This is a genomic window from Streptomyces capitiformicae, assembly GCF_002214185.1.
In the GTDB taxonomy this organism is placed as follows: domain Bacteria; phylum Actinomycetota; class Actinomycetes; order Streptomycetales; family Streptomycetaceae; genus Streptomyces; species Streptomyces capitiformicae.
The window spans coordinates 10,684,253-10,709,187 of record NZ_CP022161.1; the positions used below are offsets into that span (position 1 = coordinate 10,684,253).

General features: G+C 70.0%; 16 protein-coding genes and 6 pseudogenes. 18 read left to right on the forward strand and 4 right to left on the reverse strand.

Going from position 1 to position 24,935, the window contains the following annotated elements; genetic code table 11:
• The first annotated feature begins 29 nt into the window (after nucleotides 1-29).
• The 9 genes and pseudogenes from CES90_RS47875 to CES90_RS47915 all read left to right on the forward strand — a co-directional run bounded on the left by CES90_RS47875 (nucleotide 30) and on the right by CES90_RS47915 (nucleotide 8,808).
• Nucleotides 30-1,010 carry a carbohydrate kinase family protein gene (locus CES90_RS47875; RefSeq protein WP_189788742.1) on the forward strand — a complete coding sequence of 327 codons (981 nt, stop codon included), beginning with the start codon at nucleotides 30-32 and terminating at the stop codon, nucleotides 1,008-1,010.
• Nucleotides 1,007-1,942, forward strand: a pseudogene (locus CES90_RS47880) (homocysteine S-methyltransferase family protein); the annotation flags it as partial. The gene CES90_RS47875 and the pseudogene CES90_RS47880, both read left to right, overlap by 4 nt.
• 10 nt (nucleotides 1,943-1,952) lie before the next feature.
• Nucleotides 1,953-2,780: an alpha/beta hydrolase gene (locus CES90_RS47885; protein ID WP_332836417.1), complete on the forward strand. Its 828-nt coding sequence runs from the start codon at nucleotides 1,953-1,955 to the stop codon at nucleotides 2,778-2,780.
• A gap of 12 nt (nucleotides 2,781-2,792) precedes the next feature.
• Nucleotides 2,793-3,677 carry a short-chain dehydrogenase/reductase gene (locus CES90_RS47890; RefSeq protein WP_189788746.1) on the forward strand — a complete coding sequence of 295 codons (885 nt, stop codon included), beginning with the start codon at nucleotides 2,793-2,795 and terminating at the stop codon, nucleotides 3,675-3,677.
• Nucleotides 3,678-3,683: 6 nt separating this feature from the next.
• Nucleotides 3,684-4,565: an SDR family NAD(P)-dependent oxidoreductase gene (locus CES90_RS47895; RefSeq protein WP_189788747.1), complete on the forward strand. Its 882-nt coding sequence runs from the start codon at nucleotides 3,684-3,686 to the stop codon at nucleotides 4,563-4,565.
• A gap of 68 nt (nucleotides 4,566-4,633) precedes the next feature.
• Nucleotides 4,634-5,248, forward strand: coding sequence for a TetR/AcrR family transcriptional regulator (locus CES90_RS47900; RefSeq protein WP_107461484.1), 615 nt, complete (start codon nucleotides 4,634-4,636; stop codon nucleotides 5,246-5,248).
• A 28-nt stretch (nucleotides 5,249-5,276) separates the two neighbouring features.
• Nucleotides 5,277-5,576, forward strand: a complete 300-nt coding sequence (locus CES90_RS51000; RefSeq protein ID WP_229914557.1) for an alpha-L-rhamnosidase C-terminal domain-containing protein — start codon at nucleotides 5,277-5,279, stop codon at nucleotides 5,574-5,576.
• Nucleotides 5,577-6,094: 518 nt separating this feature from the next.
• Nucleotides 6,095-6,463 (forward strand): alpha/beta hydrolase fold domain-containing protein, encoded by a 369-nt coding sequence (locus CES90_RS47910; RefSeq protein WP_229914558.1) that lies wholly within the window; start codon nucleotides 6,095-6,097, stop codon nucleotides 6,461-6,463.
• Nucleotides 6,464-6,669: 206 nt separating this feature from the next.
• Nucleotides 6,670-8,808: an ATP-binding SpoIIE family protein phosphatase gene (locus CES90_RS47915; protein WP_189788750.1), complete on the forward strand. Its 2,139-nt coding sequence runs from the start codon at nucleotides 6,670-6,672 to the stop codon at nucleotides 8,806-8,808.
• Between the two features lie 60 nt (nucleotides 8,809-8,868).
• Here CES90_RS47915 and CES90_RS47920 read toward each other — a convergent pair.
• A pseudogene (locus tag CES90_RS47920) lies at nucleotides 8,869-9,622 on the reverse strand (transposase).
• Between the two features lie 627 nt (nucleotides 9,623-10,249).
• On the opposite strand from CES90_RS47920, the gene CES90_RS52360 reads away from it, so the two are divergent.
• Nucleotides 10,250-10,543 (forward strand): TniQ family protein, encoded by a 294-nt coding sequence (locus CES90_RS52360; protein WP_373313649.1) that lies wholly within the window; start codon nucleotides 10,250-10,252, stop codon nucleotides 10,541-10,543.
• Between the two features lie 56 nt (nucleotides 10,544-10,599).
• Here the strand turns inward: CES90_RS52360 and CES90_RS47935 are convergent.
• Nucleotides 10,600-11,685 (reverse strand): annotated as a pseudogene (locus tag CES90_RS47935) (IS200/IS605 family accessory protein TnpB-related protein); the annotation flags it as partial.
• A gap of 390 nt (nucleotides 11,686-12,075) precedes the next feature.
• Here CES90_RS47935 and CES90_RS47940 point away from each other — a divergent pair.
• The 6 genes and pseudogenes from CES90_RS47940 to CES90_RS47965 all read left to right on the forward strand — a co-directional run.
• A complete protein-coding gene (locus CES90_RS47940) occupies nucleotides 12,076-13,377 on the forward strand; it encodes an MFS transporter (RefSeq protein WP_189783940.1) in 1,302 nt (433 codons plus the stop codon).
• Between the two features lie 89 nt (nucleotides 13,378-13,466).
• Complete coding sequence (locus CES90_RS47945) at nucleotides 13,467-15,173, forward strand: glycoside hydrolase family 3 protein (protein ID WP_189783939.1); 1,707 nt, start codon at nucleotides 13,467-13,469, stop codon at nucleotides 15,171-15,173.
• Nucleotides 15,174-15,245: 72 nt separating this feature from the next.
• Nucleotides 15,246-15,920 carry a spermine/spermidine synthase domain-containing protein gene (locus CES90_RS47950; protein ID WP_189783938.1) on the forward strand — a complete coding sequence of 225 codons (675 nt, stop codon included), beginning with the start codon at nucleotides 15,246-15,248 and terminating at the stop codon, nucleotides 15,918-15,920.
• Between the two features lie 132 nt (nucleotides 15,921-16,052).
• Nucleotides 16,053-16,790, forward strand: coding sequence for a response regulator transcription factor (locus tag CES90_RS47955; protein WP_149827371.1), 738 nt, complete (start codon nucleotides 16,053-16,055; stop codon nucleotides 16,788-16,790).
• Nucleotides 16,791-16,957: 167 nt separating this feature from the next.
• Nucleotides 16,958-18,112, forward strand: a complete 1,155-nt coding sequence (locus tag CES90_RS47960; RefSeq protein WP_189783937.1) for a HAMP domain-containing sensor histidine kinase — start codon at nucleotides 16,958-16,960, stop codon at nucleotides 18,110-18,112.
• Nucleotides 18,113-18,776: 664 nt separating this feature from the next.
• A pseudogene (locus CES90_RS47965) lies at nucleotides 18,777-19,094 on the forward strand (2-oxoglutarate dehydrogenase E1 subunit family protein); the annotation flags it as partial.
• 290 nt (nucleotides 19,095-19,384) lie between these two features.
• On the opposite strand, the pseudogene CES90_RS47970 reads toward CES90_RS47965, so the two are convergent.
• A pseudogene (locus tag CES90_RS47970) lies at nucleotides 19,385-20,445 on the reverse strand (zinc-binding dehydrogenase).
• 385 nt (nucleotides 20,446-20,830) lie between these two features.
• On the opposite strand from CES90_RS47970, the pseudogene CES90_RS47975 reads away from it, so the two are divergent.
• A pseudogene (locus tag CES90_RS47975) lies at nucleotides 20,831-21,244 on the forward strand (hypothetical protein); the annotation flags it as partial.
• Between the two features lie 158 nt (nucleotides 21,245-21,402).
• Here CES90_RS47975 and CES90_RS47980 read toward each other — a convergent pair.
• Complete coding sequence (locus CES90_RS47980) at nucleotides 21,403-22,221, reverse strand: SDR family NAD(P)-dependent oxidoreductase (protein ID WP_189788757.1); 819 nt, start codon at nucleotides 22,219-22,221, stop codon at nucleotides 21,403-21,405.
• 732 nt (nucleotides 22,222-22,953) lie between these two features.
• On the opposite strand from CES90_RS47980, the gene CES90_RS47985 reads away from it, so the two are divergent.
• Complete coding sequence (locus CES90_RS47985) at nucleotides 22,954-24,507, forward strand: sigma-70 family RNA polymerase sigma factor (protein WP_232791400.1); 1,554 nt, start codon at nucleotides 22,954-22,956, stop codon at nucleotides 24,505-24,507.
• Nucleotides 24,508-24,935 lie beyond the last annotated feature (428 nt).

A 24,935-nucleotide genomic window follows, 5' to 3' on the forward strand; every position in this document is an offset into this window, starting at 1 on the left:
ATCACGCGTACATCACAGGAGGCGCAGTCATGCGTATCGCCGTGACCGGTTCGATCGCCATCGACCAGCTGATGGTCTTCTCCGGCAGCTTTGCCCAGCAGCTGATCGAGGAGCGGCTGGACCAGGTCTCCCTCTCCTTCCTCGCCGAGTCACTGGAGATCCGGCGGGGCGGCGTCGCCGCGAACATCGCCTTCGGCCTGGGGCGGCTCGGTGCGCAGCCGCTGCTGGTGGCGGCGGCCGGGACCGACTTCGACGACTACCGGATCTGGCTGAAGGAGCACCGCGTCGACACCGACTGGGTCCGTGTCAGCGACCAGGCCCACACCGCCCGGTTCATCTGCACCACCGACCGCGAGAACAACCAGATCGGCACCTTCTACCCCGGGGCCATGTCCGAGGCCCGGGAGATCTCGATCGCCGAGATCGCCCGCCGGACGGGCGTCGACCACGTGCTCATCTCCCCCGACGACCCGGGCGCGATGGTGCGCCACGCCCGCGAGTGCCGGGCACACGGCATCACGTTCTCCGCCGACCCGTCCCAGCAACTGGCCGTGCTCGAACGCGCCGAGGCCCAGGACGTGGTGCGCGGTGCTCGCTTCCTGTTCACCAACGCCTACGAGGCCGAACTGCTGACCGAGCGCACCGGCTGGAGCAAGCGGGACATCCTCGACCGGGTGGACACCTGGGTGATCACCCAGGGCGCCGACGGCGTGCGCATCGAAAGCGCCCGCACCACACTCGTGCGGATCCCGGCCGTTCCGGTACGGCGGGTCGTGGAACCCACCGGTGCCGGAGACGCCTTCCGCGCGGGCTTCCTCGCCGGACACAGCCGGCGGCTCGGGACCGAGCAGGCGGCCTGGCTCGGCTGCGCCATGGCTTCCTTGGCCCTGGGCACGACCGGCACCCAGACGTACCCGCTCAGCCGCCGCGCCCTGAGGGTGGCACTGCGCGCCGGATACGGCTCGGTCGCGACGGACGCCGTCACACCACACCTCGGGGAAGTCCTGTGAGCGGCGCCTCTCTGCGTGCGGCCCTCGCCTCGCGCGTCGTGGTGGCCGACGGCGCGATGGGCACGATGCTCCAGGCCCAGGACCCGACGCTGGACGACTTCCAGCAGCTGGAGGGCTGCAACGAGATCCTGAACGTCACCCGCCCCGACATCGTCCGTTCGGTCCATCGGGCCTACTTCGAGGCCGGCGTCGACTGCGTGGAGACCAACACCTTCGGCGCGAACCACGCCGCGCTGGCGGAGTACGAGGTCGCCGAGCGGGTCCTGGAGCTGTCGGAGGCCGGGGCACGGATCGCCCGGGAGACGGCGGACGAGTTCACGGCCGCGGATGGGCGGATGCGGTGGGTTCTGGGTTCGATGGGGCCCGGCACCAAGCTGCCCACGCTCGGCCACGCCCCCTACACCACGCTGCGCGACGCCTATCAGCGAAACGCCGAAGGCCTGCTGGCCGGCGGCGCCGACGCGCTGCTGGTGGAGACGACCCAGGACCTGCTCCAGACCAAGTCAGCCGTACTCGGCGCCCGGCGCGCCCTGCATGCTCTCGGCGCGGATGTGCCGCTGATCGTGTCGGTGACGGTGGAGACGACCGGGACGATGCTGCTGGGTTCGGAGATCGGCGCGGCGCTGACGGCTCTCGAACCGCTGGGCATCGACATGATCGGCCTGAACTGCGCGACCGGGCCCGCCGAGATGAGCGAGCACCTGCGCTACCTCGCCCGCCACTCCCGGGTCCCGCTGTCGTGCATGCCCAACGCCGGCTTGCCGGTGCTCGGCAAGGAGGGCGCGCACTACCCGCTGACCGCGCCCGAACTCGCCGACGCCCAGGAGAACTTCGTCCACGAGTACGGTCTGTCCCTCATCGGTGGTTGCTGCGGGACGACGCCGGAGCATTCACGCCTGGCTGTACCTGCCCGAGGGCGGGGGTCGGCGCCCCGTGGTGGTCATGGCACACGGTCTCGGTGGGGTCCGCGAGATGCGGCTGGACGCCTACGCCGAGCGTTTCGCCGCCGCCGGCTACGCGTGCCTGGTGTTCGACTACCGGCACTTCGGGGCCAGCGGCGGTCAGCCGCGACAGCTCCTGAGCATCAGACGACAGCTCCAGGACTGGCGGGCCGCCGTGGCGTACGCGCGCTCCCGGCCGGAGACCGATCCCCGGCGCGTGGTGCTGTGGGGCACCTCTTTCGGCGGCGGCCATGTCCTGGCGACAGCCGCCCAGGACCCGGCCGTCGCCGCCGTCATCGCCCAGGGCCTGTTCACCGATGGTGTCGCCTCTGCCCTGGCGATGCGCCCGGACACCTCGGTGAAGGTGATGGCCCGCGCGGTCCGTGACGTGGTCGGCGCCCGCCTTGGGCGCCCTCCCGTCATGGTCGCGACGGCGGGGCCGCCCGGATCCGCCGCGTTGATGACCGCTGCGGACGCCGAGCCCGGCTACCTGGCCCTCGTGCCCAACGACGCGCCCTTCTCCAACCAGGTTGCGGCGCGGTTCGCCCTGGACATCCTCCGCTACCGGCCGGGCCGCCGGACCGCGAAGATCGCATGCCCGGTGCTGTTCTGCGTATGCGAGCACGACAGCGTGGCCCCCGCGCGGCCGACCCTGCGCCATGCCCGCAGGGCCCCGCGCGGCGAGATCCGCCTCTACCCCGACGGCCACTTCGACATCTACCTCGGCGAGCCTTTCGAACGCGTTGTCACGGACCAGCTCGCCTTCCTGGCGCGGCACGTCCCCATCGGCTCCGCACCCGGTGAAGCCCCGGGACCCACGACACCCTGAAAGAGGTACGAGATGCTCACCTACCCGATTGCGGGGAAGACCGTCTTCATCACCGGCGCAGCCGGAGGCATCGGTGCGGCCACCGCCCGCACGCTGCACTCGCGCGGAGCCAACGTGGTCCTCGCCGACCGGGGCATCGACGCCACATCGGCCCTCGCCCGCGACCTCGGCGGCGACAGGACACTGACGCTGTCGGTGGATGTCACCGACAGCGCCGCACTGGCCGACGCGGTGGACCGTACGGTCCACCGGTTCGGCGGCCTGGATGTCGTCTTCGCCAACGCGGGGATCGCGGCCGATCCGCCGGCGGCGATCGCCACCATCGACCCGGCCATGTTCGAGCGCGTCGTCGAAGTGGACCTGCTGGGCGTCTGGCGCACCGTTCGCGCCGCACTGCCGCACGTCATCGCGGCGCGCGGGCACGTCCTGGTCACCGCTTCGGTGTACGCCTACTTCAACGGTATGACCAACGCCCCCTACGCCATGTCGAAGGCCGGCGTCGAGCAGTTCGGCCGCGCCCTGCGCGCCGAACTCGGCATCCACGGCGCCAGCGCCGGGGTCCTCTACCCCGGCTGGGTCCACACGCCCATCGCTGGAGCAGCCTTCGGAAGCAACGACATCACCACCCGCATGCGCGAGATCGCCTTCCCGTCCCTGCTCGGCAAGGCCATCGCCCCCACGCGCGTCGCGGACGCCGTCGTCCGCGGCATCGAGAACCGCTCGGCCCGTGTCATGGTCCCCCGCAGGTGGGTACCGATTTCGGCCCTGCGCGGCGTCCTTAACCCCGTCACCGATCTCATCGCCGAACGCCACCCCGAACTGCGCCGACTCCTGCGCCGACTCGAGGAATCCGCCGGCCCCACAGGCAAGTCCCCGCAGACCGACACACCGAGGTAGGCCGTCATGACCCGTTACGACCTGACAGGACGCACCGTCGCCCTCACCGGCTCCACCGGCGGCCTCGGCATCGCCCTGGCCAACGCACTGCGCGACCGGGGTGCCAACCTCGCACTGCTCGACCTCGACGCCGAGGCGGCCCAGGCCCAGGCGGAGAAACTGGGTGGCGACACAGTCGCCCGGGGCTGGGGCGTGGACGTCCGCGACCTCGCCGGACTGCAGACGGCCATGCACGAGGCCGCCGCGCACTTCGGGCGCCTTGATGTCGCCGTCGCCGGCGCGGGCATCGACACCATGGCCCCCCTGGCTACCATTGACCCTGCCGCCTACGAGCGCGTGATCGACATCAACCTCAACGGCGTCTGGCGCACCTTCCGCGCGGCTCTGCCCCACGTCGAGCCCCAACGCGGCTATCTCCTCGCGATCTCCTCCATGGCCGCCTTCGTGCACTCGCCGCTCCAGATCTCCTACACCGCGAGCAAGGCCGGCGTGTGGGCGATGTGCGACAGCCTTCGCCTGGAGGTTCGCCACCTGGGTGTCGGTGTCGGCAGCGCCCACCCCACGTTCTTCCGCACTCCGATGATGGACGACGTGACCGCGGACCCGGCCGGGCACGCCCTCTGGGGCGGCAACTCCAAGGGGTTGTGGAAGATGGTGCCGCTGGAAAAGGTCATCGCCGGTATCGTCCGCGGCATCGAGCGCCGTGCGGACCGCGTCGTCGTCCCCAGGTCCCTCACCCTGACCGCGAACGCTCCCGGCCTGTTCCGGCCGATACTCGAACGTGTCGGTTTCCGCCCTCAGACGGTCCAGCGCGCCCTCGGCCTCGCCTCGGCGTCGGGCTGGCACGACCCGGCGGTGCATGAGCGCCACCAGGCCGGTTCCCGCTGAATTCCGGGCTGAAGGAAGCGGCCCAGGGGGTCCGGCCGTTTCAAGCACCACGTAAAGTAGCGGAGACCATGACAATCAAGGTCACACGCACGACACGTCGGGCCGCCGCAACCCGTGCGGCCATCGTCGACGCCGCCGAGGAGCTGCTGGCCTCCGGAGGCCCCGACGCGGTCACCTTGGAAGGCATCGCCGAACGCGCGGATGTCGCCGTGCAGACGGTGTACAACCGCGTGGGCGGCCGCGCGGCCGTTCTCATCGCGGTTGCCGAGCGGGCACTCGAGGACAACCGGACCTACATGGACGACGCCTACGCTGCCCCGGGCACCCCCGTGGAACGCATCAGGGCCGCCTCGGCCGCGTACGTCCGCTTCGCCGCCGAGCGCCCACACCAGTTCCGCCTGCTAGCCGAGCCGCCGGACGAACCCGCGGCCCTGGAACGGGTCGCCGCGCTCGTCGACGAGCAGAACGCCAAACTCGCCGCCGCCCTGGCCGACGGGGTGGCCGACGGCTCGCTCGCCGCCGACCTCGATCCCGTCACCACCGCCACCGCGTTGTGGGCTGCCATGAACGGCGTTCTCGGCCTCTCCTGGCGCGCGGACCGACTCCGCGCTGACGCCTCCCACTTGACGGAACTCGTCGCAGCTGTGGAAAGGGTGGTTCTCCGCGGGCTGCTCGCCCGCTGAAGTCCGCCCGGGGCCGTGCCACCGTACGGTGGCCGGCCTGGCTCCCGCCGCGCCGGGATACCGCCGCCTGCGGATCGCTCCCCTTCCGGGTGGCGGTATCACCCAGGCTGGAGCACGTCTGCACACGCCGTACGGCACCGCCGAGGTGTCCTGGGCGCTCTCCGGGCGTGAACTCACCGTGGAGGCCACGTCGTCCCTCCGAACACCACGGCCGACGTTGTCCTGCCGGACGGCAGGGGCGTCATCGAGGTGGGCTCCGGGAGGCACACGTGGACAGTGGCGTTGGGGGCACACACGGTTGAGCAGGCACCGTTGTCCCTGGACATGACGATGGGGGAACTCATGGACCGCGAAGATGCGGTCCGTGTCTTCAAGGACTTGCTCGTCTCGTACTTCCCAGAGGCCGCAGAGTTCGTCGAGAGCGGCTCCGGAGCTCCGGCCGGACCACCGTACAGGCGATCGCCGGAATGCTGCCCGACGGCGAGAATTTCCTGGCCAACCTGGAAGGGCGGTTCACCACGCTGACCGCCGGTACTGAAGTCTCCTGAGCTCGAGTGACCGGCTATCCCGTCTGTGCGGAGTCTGACGTCTTTCCCATCGGCTCGCCGGTACGTCCGGCCGCCGTGGCCAATTCCATTGAAAGCCCCCTCGGGGGACAGTGAGGAGCACGACCATGCCCAGCGCCACGTTCGCCCTGATGGATGGGTGGCATCAGGAGTCGGCCCGGACCAACGGCCCCGTGAGCCTCGCGTCGGAACGCGAGGGGTGGACGCGTTCGCCGGCATGTACCAGCCATTGGCGGGAGTCGCCCACCCATGAGGAGGTCGCGGAACTCCGGCCCGGATCGTGGCTCCTGACACCGCAAGGCGCCCCCGAAGACCTTGTCATCCTCGACCTGCACGGGGGCAGCTTCCGTGTCGGATCCGCTGCCGGGGCGCGCTCCCTGGGCGCTCAAGTGGCGCTGGCCGCAGGCGCGCGCGTGCTGCTTCCCGCGCATACCGTCTCGCGTCCGAGAACCCCTTCCCCGCCGGTCTGGATGACTGCCTGGCGGCCTACGACCTGGCCGCCGAGACGGCTCCGAGGATCGTGGTGGCCGGGGAGTGTGTGCGTCCGCGATTCGGTGGCGGTCGGCTCGCCGGCGTGGTCCGCTTGATCCCCCGGCTTCGGCAGATGCGGGAAGCCCGTGGCCGCATGGTCCGCCCGGCTCTGTGGTGACTTGGCAAGCGTCCGGCTTCGCGGCCGCTGTGGCCCACCTGAGTAACAGCGGCTCGCCCGTGCGGGCCCAGCCCGCCCGTGCCGGCCCTGACGGCGGTGGCGTACGCCGCGGTCCGGCTGACGGCCGGGGCGTGCGCCGTCTCGCGCGGGAGCTCGTCACGCCGGACCGCTCAGGGTCGCCCGCTCGGCGTAGAGTCGACAGTGTGATGGAGTACACGGCCGCCAGCTTTGTGTCCCGGGTCGCCGGCGAGCTCGGACCGAAGGCGGACGAGCTGATCGCCGACGTGGTGCGGTGCCTTCGGCATGAGGTTCCCGAACTGTGGAACGACCCGGATCTCGCCCGTAAGACCTCCGAGGGCGTCACCGAAAACGTCGTCGGCGTGCTGCGGGGCCTGCAATACGGCATCGAGCCGAGCGAGATCGAACCGCCGGCCGCGGAGATGGAACGCGCACGCCGGCTGGCCCGGCGCGGTACGCCCGTCAGTGTGATGCTGCGGGCCTACCGGCTCGGTCAGCGCATCGTCCTCGACAGACTGCTCGCGGAAATGCCGCGACTGACGAAGAATGCGGAGCTGATCAGTGCGGCGTCGCGCTGGCTGCTGGCGACAAGCGGATACGTCGACCACACATCTGAGCAGGGCGTCACGGCGTACCAGGAGGAGCGGGACCGGCGACTGCAGTGGCGGCTGTCCCTGGTGAACGAGGCCGGCAAACGCGTCGGGACCACCCTGGACATCGCTCGCACCACCCAGGAGCTGGCGGATCTCGCCATCGGTCACTTCGCCGACCTCGTCACTGTCGACCTGCTCGACCCCGTGGACCACGGGGGCGGCAGTCCGGCGGCGGGTCAGCTCGTACTGCACCGGGTTGCCCAGGCGTCGTCGGCGTGGGGCGGTCAGGAGCCGACGATTCGGCTGGGGGAGCGCCACACCTGCCCGGGCGGATCGCCCTCGGCTCGCGCCCTGGCCACCGGTCAGCCGTCCCGGCACACGGCGGCGCCGACCGATCCGGCCGATGCCTTCGTCAGCCACCCCACCCGCTCGATGCTGGTGGTGCCGCTGAGCGCCCGCGGTGCCACCCTTGGCGTCGCGCGGTTTTCCCGTCACAGCAACCCCGACCTGTTCGACGACGAAGACCTGATCCTCGCCCAGGAGATCGCGGCCAGGGCGGCCGTGGCCATCGACAACGCCCGCCGCTACACGCACGCCCATGCCACGGCCGTCACCCTGCAGCGCAGTCTCCTCCCACGTCGTACGGCGGAGCAGTCCGCCGTCGACGTTGCCTGCCGCTACCTGCCCGCCGGTGCCCAGGCCGGTGTAGGCGGCGACTGGTACGACGTCATCCCGCTGTCCGGCGCCCGGGTCGCCCTGGTGGTGGGCGACGTGGTGGGCCACGGTATCCACGCCGCCGCCACGATGGGGCGCCTGCGGAGCGCGGTCCGTACCCTCGCCGACATCGACCTGCCTCCCGAGGAACTGCTGACACATCTGGACGACGTCGTCATTCGGCTGTCCTCCGAAGTCTCGGCCGACCCGGACGTGGAAGCGCCCGGGGACATCGGTGCCACATGTCTGTACGCCGTCTACGATCCCGTGGACGGCCGCTGTTACCTGGCACGCGCGGGCCACGTGCTGCCCGCCGTGGTGACCGGCGACGCAACCGTCGACCTCCTCGATCTCCCGCCCGGCCCGCCGCTGGGCCTCGGTGGCCTGCCGTTCGAGGCGGCGGAGGTCGACCTGCCCGAAGGCAGCCTCCTCGCCCTGTACACCAACGGCCTGGTCGAAGCCCGTGACCGCGATGTCGAGGCAGGCCTCACCCTCCTGCGCCACGCCCTGGCCCAGCCCTGCGCCTCGCTGGAGGCCGCGTGCGACACCGTGCTCGAAGCCCTGCTGCCCGCAGGCCGAGCCGACGACGACGTCGCCCTGCTGCTGGCCCGCACCCGCGCCCTCGGGGACACCCAGGTCGCAGCCTGGGACGTGGACGCCGACCCGGCAGCCGTCACCCGAGCCCGTTCGAATGCTGCCCGGCAGCTGACCGCCTGGGGACTGGAGGAACTCGACTTCACCACCGAACTGGTGGTCAGCGAACTGGTCACCAACGCCATCCGCTACGGTCAGCCTCCCATCCGTCTGCGCCTCATCCGTGACCGCTCCCTGCTGTGTGAAGTGTCCGACGCCAGCAGCACCACGCCCCACCTGCGCCGGGCCCGGGTCTTCGACGAGGGAGGACGCGGCCTGTTTCTCGTCGCCCAGCTTGCCGAGCGCTGGGGAACGCGCCATGCCAGGCAAGGCAAGACGGTCTGGGCCGAGCTGGGCGAGGAGAACCCCGCCGAGGCCGAGGGCTAGGAGCGTGGGTCAGTAACGGGCAATTGGCCGGTCGGTTGTGATCGGGGTGATTTAGCTCTTTCAGCGTTGCCGCTCCGGCGTGAGGACGGCAGCGGCGATTGACGTCATTCGATTCGGGCTGCAGCGGGACCGGCGGAAGATGCGCCAGGACTTCAGCCGTGCGACGCCGCGCTCGACCGGGGCCCGGGCTGCGGACAGCGCGCGGTTGACGGTTTGCTGGGTCGGTGTGAGCTCGCGGCCCGGCGGGCGCCTGAGGGGTGTCGTCACCCATGAGCCGGCTCCCATGTAAGCCCGGTCAGCGAGGACTGGGACGCCGCGGCGTTCGCAGATCCGGATGATCCGGTGGTTGCGCGCCGCCGTCAGGTCGTGGGCGCGGCCGGGGAGTGCGGGTGAGATCCACAGCAGCTGGCCGTCTGGATCGGTGACCATCTGCACGTTCACCCCGTGTCGGCGGTGTTTGTGGGAATAGTCGGCTCGGCTGTCGCCGACCCGGTCGCACTCCGCGAGGGTGCCGTCCAGCAGGACGTACTCCGGGTCGGCTTCACGCAGGGCACGGAGCAGGCCGGGCCCGGTCGGCGAGCAGATCGATGACAGAGGCCGTGTAGGCGTGGGCGGTGCCGAAGGATATGCCGAACCCGGCCGCGATCTGCGCCAGAGTGTCGTGCCGACGCAGGTACACCAGACCGACCAGGGCACGTTGGTGCGGCGGGAGTTTGCAGCGGCGGTCACCCTCGCGGGTGACGATGAGCATGGTGACGGTGACCCACTCGGCCAGGGCGTGAGGCAGGTCGAGCGCGGCAGAATACGGAACCAACGCGGCTCCTGTGCCTTTGGGTTGAGACTTCGAACACCTCCCCCAACGGCACGGGAGCCTCGTGCGTTGCGCACACCACCAGCGTCACCCGATCAGTGGCCGAGCTGAAAACGCTCACTGACAGGCGGGGTCTCGGACTGCATTGGTTGACCGCCTCGTCCGCCATACCGAATGGTCTACCTCAAAGGCGACGGCCACCGCGTGCGAGGCCACTACCTCAGACGGGTTCTCGTCGTGGACATCGGGGAATGAATAACGTCAAGCGGCCTACTGGGGCCGGTGTTCACGCGTTCGTCAGGAGAGGCCGCCGAAAGAGCCTGAGACGGACGCGCAAGTGGGAGGGGGCGGCATTGGCGGCAGTGCACGTGCTTGCGAGACGCACGATCCCACAAGTGCCTGCGCGTAGTCCTGTTGCCGTACCCCGTGCCAGCCGGCTTCCTGTCGTCCCGAAGCCGGTTAGCGGCGAGGCTTTCTCCTCCTGGGTAGATCGTGTTGCGGGCACGCTGAGCGTTCCTCCCGGCCGGGCTGCCCACGCACTGGGGTTGGAGTGTTCCGAAGGCGCGGCAATCACTCGGCCCGTGTTTTTCGGAGTCATTCTCACCCCTGAGAGCCTCAGCGGCCTGCGCGATGCGACAGGGTTGCCGGTCCGAACGCTTCAGGCCATGCAGCTCCGCCCGGTATGACGGGACCGCACTCGACTTCGCGGGCCTGGAGCCGAGCGACCGGACGTCGATGCGGCTTGTCGCTCTTCGTGAATGGATGTTGACCACGTCAAGTCGGGCCTGCCCGTGCTGCCTTGCAGAGAGACCGGTATGGCCGCTGTGGTGGCGTCTTGGGATCGCGGCAGTATGCCCCGTCCACCGTTGCCTGCTGATCGATCTCTGCCCCACTGAGGTTCCCCCGGTGTGCGGGAGGCGCTGATCAGCTGGTCAGGGCGGGTTGACGGGGTTTCAGGTTCGTTCGTTCGGCCGTTGGCGCTCGGCCCAGTGCAGCAGGCGGATCAGGGCATGGCGGACCTGGGCGTCGCGGTGGGCGGCGGTGCCGGACAGGTCGTAGTCGAAGCGTCGGGGATTGCCGGTGGGGTTGCCGTGGGCATCCAGGCGCCAGGCGGCCAGGTGGTCGGCGTTGGTGTCCACCCCGATCAGGCCGCCCGTGCGGGCGGCCTCCAGCGGCACGGTCTGCACCGCCGGGATCGTCCAGGACGCGGTCACATACCAGCGCCCCCTGCTCACGTCTTCGTGGATGCGGTAGGCCACGGCCCGGTTGGCGGCGACGCGGTCGGCCCACTGCTCACCCCGGTGCGCGAACGACACCCGGGCGGCCAGGACGTACCGGCCGTGCGGGGCGTTCGCCAGGTGCGCCAGCGGCGCGGGCACCTTGATCGAGAACTCGCCGCCGGGGGTGACGCGGATCGTCTCGTTGCCGAACCTTTTGCCGGACTCGCCGTCCGCGGCGAGGAACCGGCGCCCGGCCTGCCACCGCAAGCGCCACTGCTCCTCGCTGAGCTGCACTTCCTGAAGGTGGTGCCGGGTGTTCAGCAGCCGCTTGCCGCCACGCACCACACGCACGACCCCGGCCTCACGGTCCGCCCGCACCGCCTGAAGCCGGTCTTCGAGCACACACAGGCGGAGCCTCTTCGCGTGCCACTCCCGCGTGCTGCGGTAGCCGCCCGGTGCCTGCTTGCTGCCCTTCTCACCCACGGGCACAGACAGCCGGTGGGCGATCGTCTCGATCCCGGCCTGAAGGCTCTGGATGTGCGCGAGCTGGCCGCGCCGGGCCAGCGCCCACTGATCGTGGGAGGCCTTGGTGATGCTGCCCGCCCAGCGGGAGGAGGACTGCTCGGACAGGGTGCGCTTGCGCTGGGCCCACTGCTTGGTGTCGTGCTCCAGCCCGGCCGAACACCGCGCCTTCAGGTCACGGGAGGCGAGCGTGCCGAGCAGGTCACCGACCAGGCGAAGCACCTTCTCGTCCCCGGCGGTCAGGTGCTTGAGGCGGGTACGGATCGCGACTCCCGAGGGGCCGGGCACCACGAACGACGCCGCCAACTCCCGCAGCCCACCCATCTCTTCCACCCCCCAGCCGGTGTCGCAGAAATCCGTCACCACACCCAACGACCACCACCGGCAAAGGTCACACATTCGATGCAAGAACTCCCGTTCCCCACCCGGGGGATGTGTACCTGCCACTACCCGGAGACTCACTCATTCGCCCCAGAACACACTCAACTGCCGTCAATCACCACCTGTTCACAACCCCCTCCGGCGGCCCTCGAAGGTCCTCGCAAACCGGCGATTACACGAGTCATCTCCACCCCCCTTTCAAGCCATCTGCCGCGTGATTGTGGCCACTTGGGCAATACCTAGCACCCACTCGGTTTTGCTGCTTCTCTGAACGACGCTTCCCTGAACGAGCCTGCGCGGCAACCAAGCCGTCCCCGTCCCTCAGGAGACCTCATGGCTGTCACCCCGGAGGCCGCACACCCCTCCCCACCCGGCTCCGCCTCCTCGCTCAGCGAGCAGATCAGCCCCGCCCCCGCCCGACTCGTCGTCGCCCTGGCGCTCGCCCAGTTCGGCGCGTATCTGGCCGTGCTGACGCCCGTCATGGTCACCCTCGCCCTCCGCGTGAACCAGATCGTGCCGGAGGCGGAGCGTGGTGCGGCCCTCGGTCAGGTACTGTCCGTCGGCGCGCTGCTCGCGATGCTCGGCAACCCGGTCTTCGGTGCCCTCTCCGACCGTACGACCGGCCGTTTCGGCCGTCGCCGCCCCTGGTTGCTCGGCGGCATGGTCGCCGGACTGGCCGGTCTCCTGATCGTCGCGCTCGGCGGCGGGGTCCTCGCCCTCATGGCCGGCTGGGCCCTCGCGCAGCTCGGCATCAACGCCACCCTCGCCGCGCTGACGTCCTGCGTGCCGGACCTGGTCCCGGACCAGCAGCGGGCCCGGGTCTCCGGGGTCGTCGGCATGATGCTGTCGCTGTCGATGATCGCGGGCTCGGGGCTCGCCCAGATCTTCAGCGGCTCGATGTTCCTCGCCTTCCTCGTCCCCGGGCTCATCGGCCTCGCCTGCGTCGGGTTGCTCGTGGTCGTCGTGAAGGACCGGGACCGCCCGGCGCGCGCCGGCGCGTTCGAGCCGTACGGCTTCAGGGAGTTCCTGCGCAGCTTCTGGGTCGACCCGCGCAGGCACCCCGACTTCGCCTGGAACTTCGCCGGCCGCTTCCTGGTCTTCACCGGCGCCGCCTGCGTGACCAGCTACTCCGTCTACTTCCTGATGGACCGTATGGGGTACGACGGCGTCGAGGTCGCCGACAAGTTCTTCGTCGGCATCCTGGTGATGGTCGCGGCGACCGTCGTCGGGTCGGTCCTCGGCGGACAGCTCTCCGACCGCTCCGGCCACCGCAAGCCGTACGTGCTCGGCTCCTCGCTCGGGATGGCGGCCGGGCTGGCGCTGGTGGCGGCCTCCCAGACCTTCGGCATGTATCTCGTCGCCATGGCCGTCTTCGGGTTCGCCGAGGGGCTGTACCTCTCGGTCGACATGGCGCTGGCCGCCGCCGTGCTGCCCAACCCGGAGGAGTCCGCCAAGGACATGGGCGTCCTCAACATCGGCAACGCCCTCCCTCAGTCCCTCGTCCCGGTCATCGCCCCGAGCCTGCTCGCCCTCGGCGGTGGTGACGGCGGCAACTACAGCGCCCTGTTCCTCTTCGGCGCCGTCGCCTCGGTCGTGGGCGCCGTCGCCGTCCAGTTCGTCCGCTCGGTCCAGTAGCCCTGTGCCCCCTGTGCTTCCTGTGCTCCTGTGCCCCTGCGCCCCCTGTGCCCCCTGTGCCCCCTGTATCCCGTGATCAAGGAACGCCGATGCTCCCGCACCGTGACCCGTACCTCGACCCGAACCGCCCCGTCGACGAACGGGTGGAAGACCTCCTGGCACGGATGACCCTCGCGGAGAAGGCGGGCCAGCTCTTCCACACGACGCTGACGATGAACGCCGACGGGACGCTCGCCGAGGCCGGAGCCGAGGCGACGGACGGGCCTTTCCCGCGGCAGGGCACCACCGAGTTGGTCACGGACGGCCATCTGACGCACTTCAACCTCCTGGGTCAGTACGGGGTCCGGGAGACGGCCGAGTGGGTCAACCGGCTCCAGGCGCTCGCGGCGGACACCCGGCTCGGCATCCCGGTCACCCTGTCCACCGACCCGCGCCACGCGTTCACCGACAACCCGGGAGCCTCCTTCCACTCCGGCGCCTTCTCGGCCTGGCCCGAACCGCTGGGCCTCGCCGCGATCGGCGACCCGGAGCTGGTGGAGAGGTTCGGCGACACGGTCCGCCGCGAGTACCTGTCCACCGGCTTCCGCGTCGCCCTCCACCCGCAGATCGACCTCGCCACCGAGCCCCGCTGGTCCCGCCAGTCCGGCACCTTCGGCTCGTCCGCGGACATGACGAGCGAGCTCGTACGGGCGTACGTACGCGGTCTGCAGGGGCCCCGGCTCGGGCCGCGTTCCGTGGCCGCCATGGTCAAGCACTTCCCGGGCGGGATGCGCGATCACCACCTGGAACCCTTCAAGGCGGCGATCGCGGCCGGGTGTTCGCAGATGATGCCGTACTACGGGCAGCCGATCGGCGTGGAAGGGTGGGAGGAGGTCGGCTTCGGGTTCAATCGCGACGTCCTGACGGGACTGCTGCGCGAACGCCTCGGCTTCGACGGGATCATCTGCACCGACTGGGGCCTGCTCACCGACGCTCGCCTCATGGGCGAGCCGCACGAGGCCCGCGCCTGGGGCATCGAACATCTCTCCGTCGCCGAGCGCGCGGCGAAGGCGCTGGACGCGGGCGCCGACCAGTTCGGCGGCGAGCAGTGCCCGGACGTCATCGTGGAGTTGGTCCGATCCGGCCGGATCGCGGAGGAGCGGATCGACGCCTCCGTACGGAGGCTGCTGCGCGAGAAGTTCGTGCTCGGGCTCTTCGAGAGGCGGTACGTCGACCCGGACCGGGCCGAGGAGACCGTCGGGGCAGCCGAGTTCACCGCCCTCGGCGCGGCGGCCCAGCGCCGCTCCCTCACCGTCCTGACGAACCATTCCCTGCTGCCGCTCACCGACCGTCCGAACCTGTACGTGGAGGGTGTGGGCGCGCAGACCGCGTCGCTGTACGGCAACGTCGTCGCCGATCCGGCCCACGCGGACCTGGCGGTGCTGCGGTTGCGGGCGCCGTACGAGGAACGGCCGGGCCGGTTCGAGTCGTTCTTCCACTCCGGGTCGCCGGTGTTCGGGGAGGAACGGCTGAAGGAGATCCTCGGGCTGCTGGACGCCGTGCCGACGCTGGTCTGCGTCAACCTGGAACGGCCCGTCGTGCTCCCGGAGATCGCGGCGAAGGCGGCCGCTCTCGTCGCCGACTACGGGGCCTCCGACACCGCGTTGCTCGACGTGGCCTTCGGGCGGGCGCGTGCCGAGGGACGGCTGCCCTTCGAACTCCCGCGCTCCATGGCGGCCGTGGCGGCCTCCCGCCCGGACGTCCCCAACGACACCGAGGACCCGGTCTTCCCCTACGGACACGGCCTGGACGTCTGAGCCCACCCCGGCCGTACGCGACGGCGTCGAAATTCGGCCGCCCCCGCGCCAGGGTCGCGTAAAGATGGGCGGATGCGCATCACCGACGTACCCGAAGTCATCGACCGGCGCGAGGGCCCGTACGGCGAGGTCGTGCTGCGGCGGCACGGAGAGCTGTTGCAGATCATCGCCAACGGGTGCTTCCTCATGGACACTTCCGACGGACGCTCGGAGCGACTGCTCGTCGACGCCGCCCTGGACGCGCTCGGCGACCGTTTCCGGCCGAGTGTGCTGATCGGCGGTCTGGGCGTCGGCTTCTCGCTCGCACACGCCACCGCGGACCCGCGCTGGGGCGCCGTCACCGTCGTCGAACGGGAGCCCGCCGTCATCGAATGGCACCGCGCGGGACCGCTGTCCGCACTGTCTTCGGACGCCTTCGCCGACCCTCGTACGACCGTCGTGGAAGCGGACCTCGTCGAGTACGTCAATGAGACATCCGCCACGTTCGACGCGCTGTGCCTGGACATCGACAACGGGCCCGACTGGACCGTCTCCGAGGCCAATGAAAACCTGTACTCACGGGCCGGTTTGGCAAGCTGCGCAAGGGTTTTGAGGCCCGGTGGGGTGCTGGCGGTGTGGTCCGCGCAACCCTCGCCGCAATTTGAGGAAACTTTGGGGAATGCCGGGTTCCGACAGGTGCGTACCGAAGAGATCCCGGTTGCCCGAGGCGTTCCGGACGTCGTGCACCTCGCTGTAAGGCCTGGATAGCCGTGGCGCGGTGACTGCCCGTACCCTGCTTCCCTGGCGCCGATCATTCAAGCGTCAATCGCAGTCATGCGCAGCCATGCGTAGTCAAGGGATCACCCCCACGGATTCCGGAAAGCAACACAGGGGCGGGCGATGGAGCAGACACATACCTCCCACAGCAACACCACGGCGACGCCGGGCGCACAGCGTCGCGTGCTCGTGGTCGAGGACGATCCGACGATCGTCGACGCCATCGCGGCCCGCCTGCGCGCCGAGGGTTTCGTCGTCCAGACCGCGTCCGACGGCCCGGCGGCGGTCGACACCGCGGAGGCCTGGCAGCCCGACCTGCTGATCCTCGACATCATGCTGCCCGGCTTCGACGGCCTGGAGGTGTGCAGGCGTGTCCAGGCCCAGCGGCCCGTGCCCGTGCTGATGCTCACCGCCCGGGACGACGAGACGGACATGCTGGTCGGGCTCGGCGTCGGCGCCGACGACTACATGACCAAGCCGTTCTCCATGCGTGAGCTGGCCGCCCGCGTGCACGTCCTGCTGCGCCGGGTCGAGCGGGCCGCGCTGGCCGCCACGACGCCGCGCTCGGGCATCCTGCGCCTCGGCGAGCTGGAGATCGACCACGCGCAGCGCCGGGTCCGGGTGCGCAGCGAGGACGTCCACCTCACGCCCACCGAGTTCGACCTCCTCGTATGCCTCGCGAACACCCCGCGTGCCGTACTCTCGCGCGAACAACTGCTCGCCGAGGTGTGGGACTGGGCGGACGCGTCCGGGACGCGGACCGTGGACAGCCACATCAAGGCGCTGCGGCGGAAGATCGGCGCGGAGCGGATCCGCACGGTGCACGGTGTCGGGTACGCCCTGGAGACCCCGACTCCCTGAGCCGGTGCCCGCACCACGCGTAGGGTCTGCCGTTCGGATCATGCCGACTTCGGACTACGGTGTCGTGAATACCGCGGCCGAGGCATGATCCGAAGGACAGGCCCTAGGGCATGGATTGAGACATGCCCGGACAAGCAGACGTGCAGGCGTAGGGGGCTGGTGGCGGTATGAGCGGAGTCGGTGACCCACGGTCACGGAACGCGGGTGACACGCAGTCACGGAAGGGCGCGGGGCCACTGGGCGGCCTGCGTCCCTTCTCGATCAAGACGAAGCTGGGCATGCTCGTCGTCGTCTCGGTCCTGATCACCACGGGACTGCTGATGATCGCGGTGCGCACCGAGACGGAGGTGCGCTTCATCACGGTGTTCTCGATGATCGCCACACTGTTGATCATGCAGTTCGTGGCGCATTCGCTCACCGCGCCGCTGGACGAGATGAACGCGGTGGCCCGGTCCTTCTCCCGCGGCGACTACACGCGCCGGGTCCGGGAGAACCGCCGGGACGAGCTGGGCGACCTCGCCCACACGATCAACCTCATGGCCGATGAGCTGGAGGCCCAGGACCGCCAGCGCAAGGAACTCGTGGCGAACGTCTCGCACGAGCTGCGCACCCCCATCGCGGGGCTCCGGGCGGTCCTGGAGAACATCGTGGACGGTGTCACGCAGGCCGACCCCGAGACGATGCGTACGGCGCTGAAGCAGACGGAACGCCTGGGCCGGCTGGTGGAGACGCTCCTGGACCTCTCCCGGCTGGACAACGGCGTGGTTCCGCTGCGCCGCCGCCGCTTCGAGGTCTGGCCGTACCTGTCGGGCGTCCTCAAGGAGGCCCAGATGGTGTCCTCCGCGCGCGGCGGCGTCGCCTCGGACTCCGGCAAGCACACGCGTACGGACGTCCACCTGCACCTGGATGTGCACCCCCCGGAGCTCACCGCCAACGCGGACCCGGAGCGGATCCACCAGGTCGTCGCCAACCTGATAGACAACGCGGTCAAGCACAGCCCGGCGCACGGCCGCGTCACGGTGAAGGCCCGCCGCGGCGCCACCCCCGAGTCACTGGAGCTGGAGGTGCTGGACGAGGGCCCCGGCATCCCCGAGTCCGAATGGCACCGAGTCTTCGAACGCTTCAACCGCGGCGCCGTCAGCTCCCCCCACGGCCCCGGCAGCGACGGCGGCACCGGCCTCGGCCTCGCCATCGCCCGCTGGGCCGTGGACCTCCACGGCGGCCGCATCGGCGTCGCCGAGTCCCCGAAGGGCTGCCGCATCCAGGTGGCCCTGCCGGGGGCGTCGACCCCACTGCCGGGCCAGCGGGCCCTGCAGTCCTGAATCTCTTGAGGAACGGGGCGCGGGGCCGTATCGACATGCGGCTCCGCCGCATGGGCGCGACCAGCCCACCCGCACCCGCCAGCCAACGGCACCCCGGGCTTTCAAGGGGCGCGGGGAACTGCGCGATCAACCCCCACCCACCCACCCGCACCCCCACCCACCCGAGCTCGAAGGCGCAGCGGGGTCGAAGGGGCGGCAGCAGCCCCTGGATGGGGGAGGGACGGGTAGGGGCGGCGGGGGCGAAACACCCCTCGCTACCCACCTCCGGCATGGCTGAATCCCTCCAACATTGCCGGATATCGCTCATCCTCGCGGGGCTTACATCTGTGCCAAGTTGACGTAAAGTTCGCCCCAGAGCCACAAGATCCACCCCAGGTCCACGCCAGGTCCACCCTGGCGGACACGTGTGATCAGGTGCGTTCGCGTAGAAGGGCCGCGTCTTCATCGCCGCAGGCCCTCCCCGACGCGTACCCGGCGTGTGCCTCCCACACCCATTCCGGCCCGGAACCCCGCTTGTTTCCCGCCATTTCCACCCCCGAAACACGCTTTCCGATGTGACTTACGCGACGATGAGCGGGCTCGGCCTGACCTTCCCGGCCACACAGGCGTAGCCTTTATTCCCGCTGTCCATCACCTTGTGAAGCGGAAGAGGGCGGTTGCCGCCGTGTCGCCACAGTCCCCCAGTAACTCGAGCATCTCGACCGACGCAGACCAAGCGGGTAAGAACCCCGCCGCGGCCTTCGGTCCGAACGAGTGGCTCGTCGACGAGATCTATCAGCAGTACCTCCAGGACCCGAATTCGGTAGACCGAGCCTGGTGGGACTTCTTCGCCGACTACAAGCCGGGGGCCGCTGCCGCCCCGGCTCCGGCGGGTACTGCGGCCGTGGGGGCCGCAGCGACCACCACGCCCGCGGCAGCCGCCGCCCCGGCCGCGCCCGCGGCTCCGGCTCAGGCCGCCCCCGCGCCGGCGCAGGCTGTCGCTGGCCAGAACCATACACACGACATTGTCACTCGACAATGTCGCTCGATTGTGACGAGTGACACAGTCGATTGACGGGACGATCGGAGGCCTTGAAACGTCCGGCCGGACCACGGCCCGGGGGAAACACCGCTCCCCCCACCGGCCCGCCACAAGACACGAAGCCCCTCCCGCGACTCACCGTCACCGGAGGGGCCTCTCGCCGCCAGAGGGGCCTCTCAGACCTTTGTCAGACCACTTCGATGTCAGACCTGTTCGATCGAACCTTGGCCATGGGGACGGGTCGGCAGGCTTCAGGGGGTGAGAACAAACCGGATCGGGTCGCCGATCTTCTTTTCCAGCCGGGTGACGGCGTCAGCGGCCTCGGCCAGCGGGATGTGAGCAGTGATGGAAGGGGCCAGATCGATCCGTCCGGCAGAGGTCAGGCCGATGAGCTGTTCCACGTGCTCGAACCCAGAGCCGTAGTGGCCGCGGATCTGGTTGCCCCGGTAGCTGAACCCGGTGCTGTCGCTGACGACGATCGACTCCGGAGTGAGCCCTGCGAGAACAAGGGTTCCGCCGGCCCCCAGCGCGGCGACCGCCTGAGCGCGAGCGGCGGCTACGCCGGCGAAGTCGAACGCGACATCGATGCCCCGCCCCGCCGTGGCCTCCGCCAGCGCCTCGGCAAAGCCGTCCGCCATCGGGTCGAGCGCGAAATCGGCACCGAAAACGAGGGCCCGCTCCCGAGCCGTGGGCAGGGGATCGACGGCGATGATCGGGGCCGCGCCGACCATACGGGCAAGCCGGATGCCATGCGCACCGAGACCGCCGCACCCCAGATGCCGACCGCCTGCGCCGGACGCACCGCACCCGTTTCGACGATGGCGGCGTACGGAGTGGAGACGGCGTCGGGAATGATGGCGGCCTGGTCGAAGGGGAGGTCGTCCGGGATCGCGAGCAGGGTGTCCTGACGCGCCACGGCGTACTGGGCCCAGCCGCCGTCATAGTCCACGCCGCGCGTGAGCGGCTGCCGGCACGAGGAGCTGCGCAGACAGCCGCCGCACCCGCCGCACGGCTGCCCGGCCTGCAGCACCACCCGAGCGCCAGGCGCCCACTCCTCGGCCACCCCCGGGCCTACCGCATGGATGACGCCGGCAACCTCATGACCGAGAGTGACGGCGCGTGCTTTAGCGACGGAGTCGACAGGGAACTCCGGGCTGATGCTGCCGTCGATCAGGTGGACGTCGGACAGGCACACCCCCGCGGCCCGCACCTCGACCAGCACCTCCCCCGGGCCGGGGGTGGGCACCGGGACCTCTTCGACGGCGAACGCGTGGGTGTCCAGGTGGAGCCGCCCGGCAAGCATGGTCTTCATGGGGGGACCTCGATTCTTCCGATGCCTCAAGCGAATGACATTGTCACTCGACAATGTCATTTAACCTAGTCGCTGAACAAGATCGAGTGACCCATGTCTCACCAGTCCAGTCGCCGAAGGACTTCAGCTGCCGCTTCAACAGGCGGGAGTACATAACCCGGCTCGCCTCGGAGATACGCCGACCGGACGATCGGGCAGCCGGGTGGACCAGCTCGTTGCGCAGGGGCCACCCACTCAGGGCACAGGCCAATGGCGCTCACCCCTTGGAGCGGTCGCGGGCCAGTGCCTGGGCGACGGCCACTTGGAGGTATTCCTCCGCGGCCTGTCAGGCGTCCGCCGCGAGGCTGCGGAACCGTTCCGCGGGGTCCGGCACCGTCGGGATGTGGCCGCGGGTGACAAGAAGACCAACTACGAGCGCATGAAGAACAAGGTGTCGGACGACCTGAAGCAGGAGCTGCTGTCCAAGCAGGAGCTGCTGTCCAAGCAGGAACTGCTGTCCAAGAAGGGTTACGACCCGGTGCTGGGTGCGCGTCCACTGCGTCGCACCATCCAGCGCGAGATCCGCGAGATCCGCGAGATCCGCGAGATCCGCGAGATCCGCGAGATCGAGGACAGCCTGTCGGAGAAGATCCTCTTCGGCGAGCTGCGCCCGGGTCACATCGTGGTCGTGGACACCGAGGGCGAGGGCGAGAGCGCGACCTTCACCTTTCGCGGTGAGGAGAAGTCGGCCCTGCCGGACGTCCCGCCGATCGAGCAGGCGACCGGCGAGGAAAGGCCCACCTCTGGCACGGAGTACTGAGCGCCTACCGGCCTTGAGCAGCCCGCTGTTCCTCCACCGCCACGGACTTCAAGCAGGTCGGCGTACGAGCTGACGTTCACGTGTACGCCGACACTCAGGCCCACCCCGTGGACCACGGCGGTCCGGCGCGAGACCGACTCGCGATCCAGCGACAAGGATCAACCCTCGTTGTCGCGCGGGGTGATGCGGAAAGCAAAGGGAAGAGTCCCGGGGTCCAGCGCAGTCGCGCCCCCGTCCACGGTCAGTGCAGCGCCGTTGACGAAGGACGCAGCCGGCGACAGCAGCCAGGCGATGGCCTCGGCGACCTCACGAGGCTCGCCGGGGCGGCGCGCCGGCAGCAGCCGGGTGGCCTCCTCATAGGCTCCATCGACCTCACCAGAGGCCAATCCAGCGTCCTCGGCGAACCGGGCCATGCGGTGGTCGGCCATCTCCGTGCGCACCCAACTGGGGCAAACGGTGTTGGCCCGCAAGCCCTGAGGCCCGTAGTCCACAGCCAGCGACCGGCACAACTGCAGCAGTGCCGCCTTGGACGTGGCGTAGGCGGCATTGCGCACCCCGTTGCGCAGGGCAGCGACCGAAGCGACCGCGACGACAGATCCCCGGGTTCGGAGCAAGTGCGGCAATGCCGCCCGCATCAGAAGGAAGGGGCCGGTGAGATTGGTACGAAGCACCGCCTCCCAGTCCTCATCGGACAGTTCCCCGACACCCCCGCTGCGGGCCACTCCCGCATTGAGGACCAACCCATCGAGTCGACCGAATCGCGCGACGGCGGTTTCGACGAGGCGGAGAACAGCGTCCGGGTCGGCGGTATCAGCCGGGCACGCCAAGGCTCCGGTTTCCTCGGCGACGCGGTGCAAAGGCTCTGGTCGTCGCCCGGAGACGACAACGTCGTGCCCGGCCGCCCGAAGCAGCCGCGCGGTTGCCGCACCGATACCCGTTCCTCCCCCGGTCACGACCACAACGCGCTGATCCGGCATGGGTGTTCGGCCTCCTGTGACGAGCGTATCGGGAGACGTGATCTTACGTGGCTGCGCACCAGCGACCAGGATCATCGTGGCTGACGCAACTGCAGCAAGCCGAAGTCGAACTCCGCACCGTGGGGCGGGGAAGGCCTGGCCCGCAGCGGGACAAGGGCCAGGCCTTCCCCGCCCATGAGCGAGTCAGGGCTCCCCCGTTCGACCTCGCCGGGCCAGTCCCTCGCTTCACACACCGAGAGAGCTTCCTACCTCCGGTAGGAAATCAGGACCGTGAGCGGTGGCAAGAAGCACTCCATCAGCCTCCCCGAAGGCCTCACCGAGGCCGTACGCACCCATGTGGGCCCCGGCGGCTTCTCCGCCTATGTGGCTGGCCGAGGCGCTGGAGCAGCATGTGGCCATGGACGAGCTCCGCGAGATGGTCGCCGACTTCGAGACCCGACCCGCTACCCCGGGACGAGGTAGAAGCGGCCCGTGCCGCGCTGCGCCACGATCAGCGTGACTCGGAGTCGGCCGCGTCCCGCTTGAGCAGGGCCTCGCGGGTCGCGTCGCGAACACAGCCCAGAGGCCACAAGTACGCCAACGACGCCGTCCTGGCAGTCATCGCACACTCCGCCCCAGGACCAGTCACCGTCGCCAAGTGACCGAAGACACAGACTGTGGCTCGAACGCGTTTTCTAACGCTACGGTTCGGCGCCGTACCCGGCGGTTTACTCCCCTGATGGGGTGAAGATGATGATCACAGACGCAAACCACGCAGAGCTGGTCGTCGCGGCGCAGGCCGGTGACGATCGAGCGCGCGAGGAGCTGATCGCCGCGTACCTGCCGTTGCTCTACAACATAGTCCGGCGAGCGCTGAGCGGACATGCCGACGTCGACGACGTCGTCCAGGAAACCCTGCTGCGCGTGGTGCGCGACCTGCCTGCCCTGCGTGCCCCGGAGAGCTTCCGGTCCTGGCTGGTGTCGATCACGCTCCGCCAGATCAGTAACCACTGGCAACGGCAACGCGCCTTCGCCGGCCGGACCACGGTCATCGACGACGCATGCCAGATACCGGACGCCGGCGCCGTACCCGAGGACATGACGATCCTGCGTCTGCATGTGTCGGACGAGCGGCGTCAGGTTGCCGAAGCCGGCCGGTGGCTCGACCCGGACCATCGGGTACTGCTGTCGCTGTGGTGGCAGGAATGCGCCGGCTCGCTGAGCCGTGACGACATCGCCGCCGCGACGGGGCTCACCGCCGCCCACGTCGGAGTGCGCCTGCAGCGCATGCGCGAGCAGCTGGAACTGAGCCGGACGATCGTCGCCGCGCTGGAGGCCGACCCGCGCTGTCCGCAGTTGGACGAGACCGTCGTCGGCTGGGACGGTCTCCGTACCTCGGTGTGGCGCAAGCGGATCGCGCGGCACACCCGCGGCTGCCCGGTCTGCACGGCGACGAGGACAGAACGGGTTCCGGCCGAACTGCTGCTTCTCAGCCTCGCGCCGCTGGCCGTCCCGGCCGGGCTCGTCGCCGCGCTGGCTGCCAAGGGCCTGCTGTCGAGTACGGCTGCGAGTGCCGCCGGGCTGGCCACGGCACACGTCGCCGTCGGCACTGCGGCGGCGTCGGGGGGAAGCGCTCTGCACAGCTCGCTGATCGGCAAGCTCTACGCGATGACCGCTCATCCGCTGGTGGGTCTCACCACCGGCGCGGTGCTCATCGCCGGGACCGCCACCTACACAACCTGGCCCGAACCGGAGCGTCGGGCGCCCGGCGTCACCGCCGCTCCCACGGCCGGCCATCCCACGCCGACCCCGTCGCGCACCACCACGACGGCCGGACCGTCCCCGGTGAGTCCGACCACCGCCGCGGGCACTGTTCCGCTGGGCGCACATGCGCTGGAGTCCGTGGACAAGCCCACCCTGTACCTCACCTATGCCGGCGACTTCGCGGCGCTCCGCCGGGTCTCCGCGTCCAGCAGCGCGGGGACACGGCGGCGGGTCACCTTCTTGGTCATCCGAGGGCTGGCCGACACCCGGTGCGTCACCTTCCGCGCCGCCGACGGCCGCTATCTGCGCCATAGCTACCTGCGGCTACGGCTGAGCACCAACGACGGCAGCGAACTGTTCCGTGAAGACGCCACGTTCTGTCCGCGCCCCGGGGCAGTCGCCGGGTCGGTGACCCTGCACGCGCACAACTATCCCGGATCGGTCATCCGCCACCGCGACGGTGGCATCTGGCTGGATGGCTCCGACGGCACGAGGGCCTTCGCCGGCCAGGCTTCCTTCACCGTACGCAGGGCCGGGGTTTGAGAACCGCTCCTTGAGCATTCCGGACCGAGTCGCGCAGTGACAGCCGGTGATCCTGCGCCCGCCGTTCTCGACCCGGCGGTGAGCCGAGTGCTGCGCCGAATCCGGCTTCGGTCCGCATGCATCGACGGCTGCCTCGCCGAGACCGGCCTGAAGGCTGATCACCGCAACCGCCCCCGATATCACTCCTCCCAACCCCCACTGATGAGCAGGGCGGCGGCGCGTCCTTCCCCCATGGACGGCCGGTCTGGGGGCCATGGACGCCGGTCTGAGGGGCCATGGACGGCCGGTCTGAGGGGCCATGGACGGCCGGTCTGGGGGGCTCGGCATAACGCTTTCTGCCGGCGAGATACATCACTGCGCAATCGTCCGGACAGCGCGATTTTCTGTTACGAGGATGCGAGTCCGGCGGCCTCCACTTCATGGGGCGC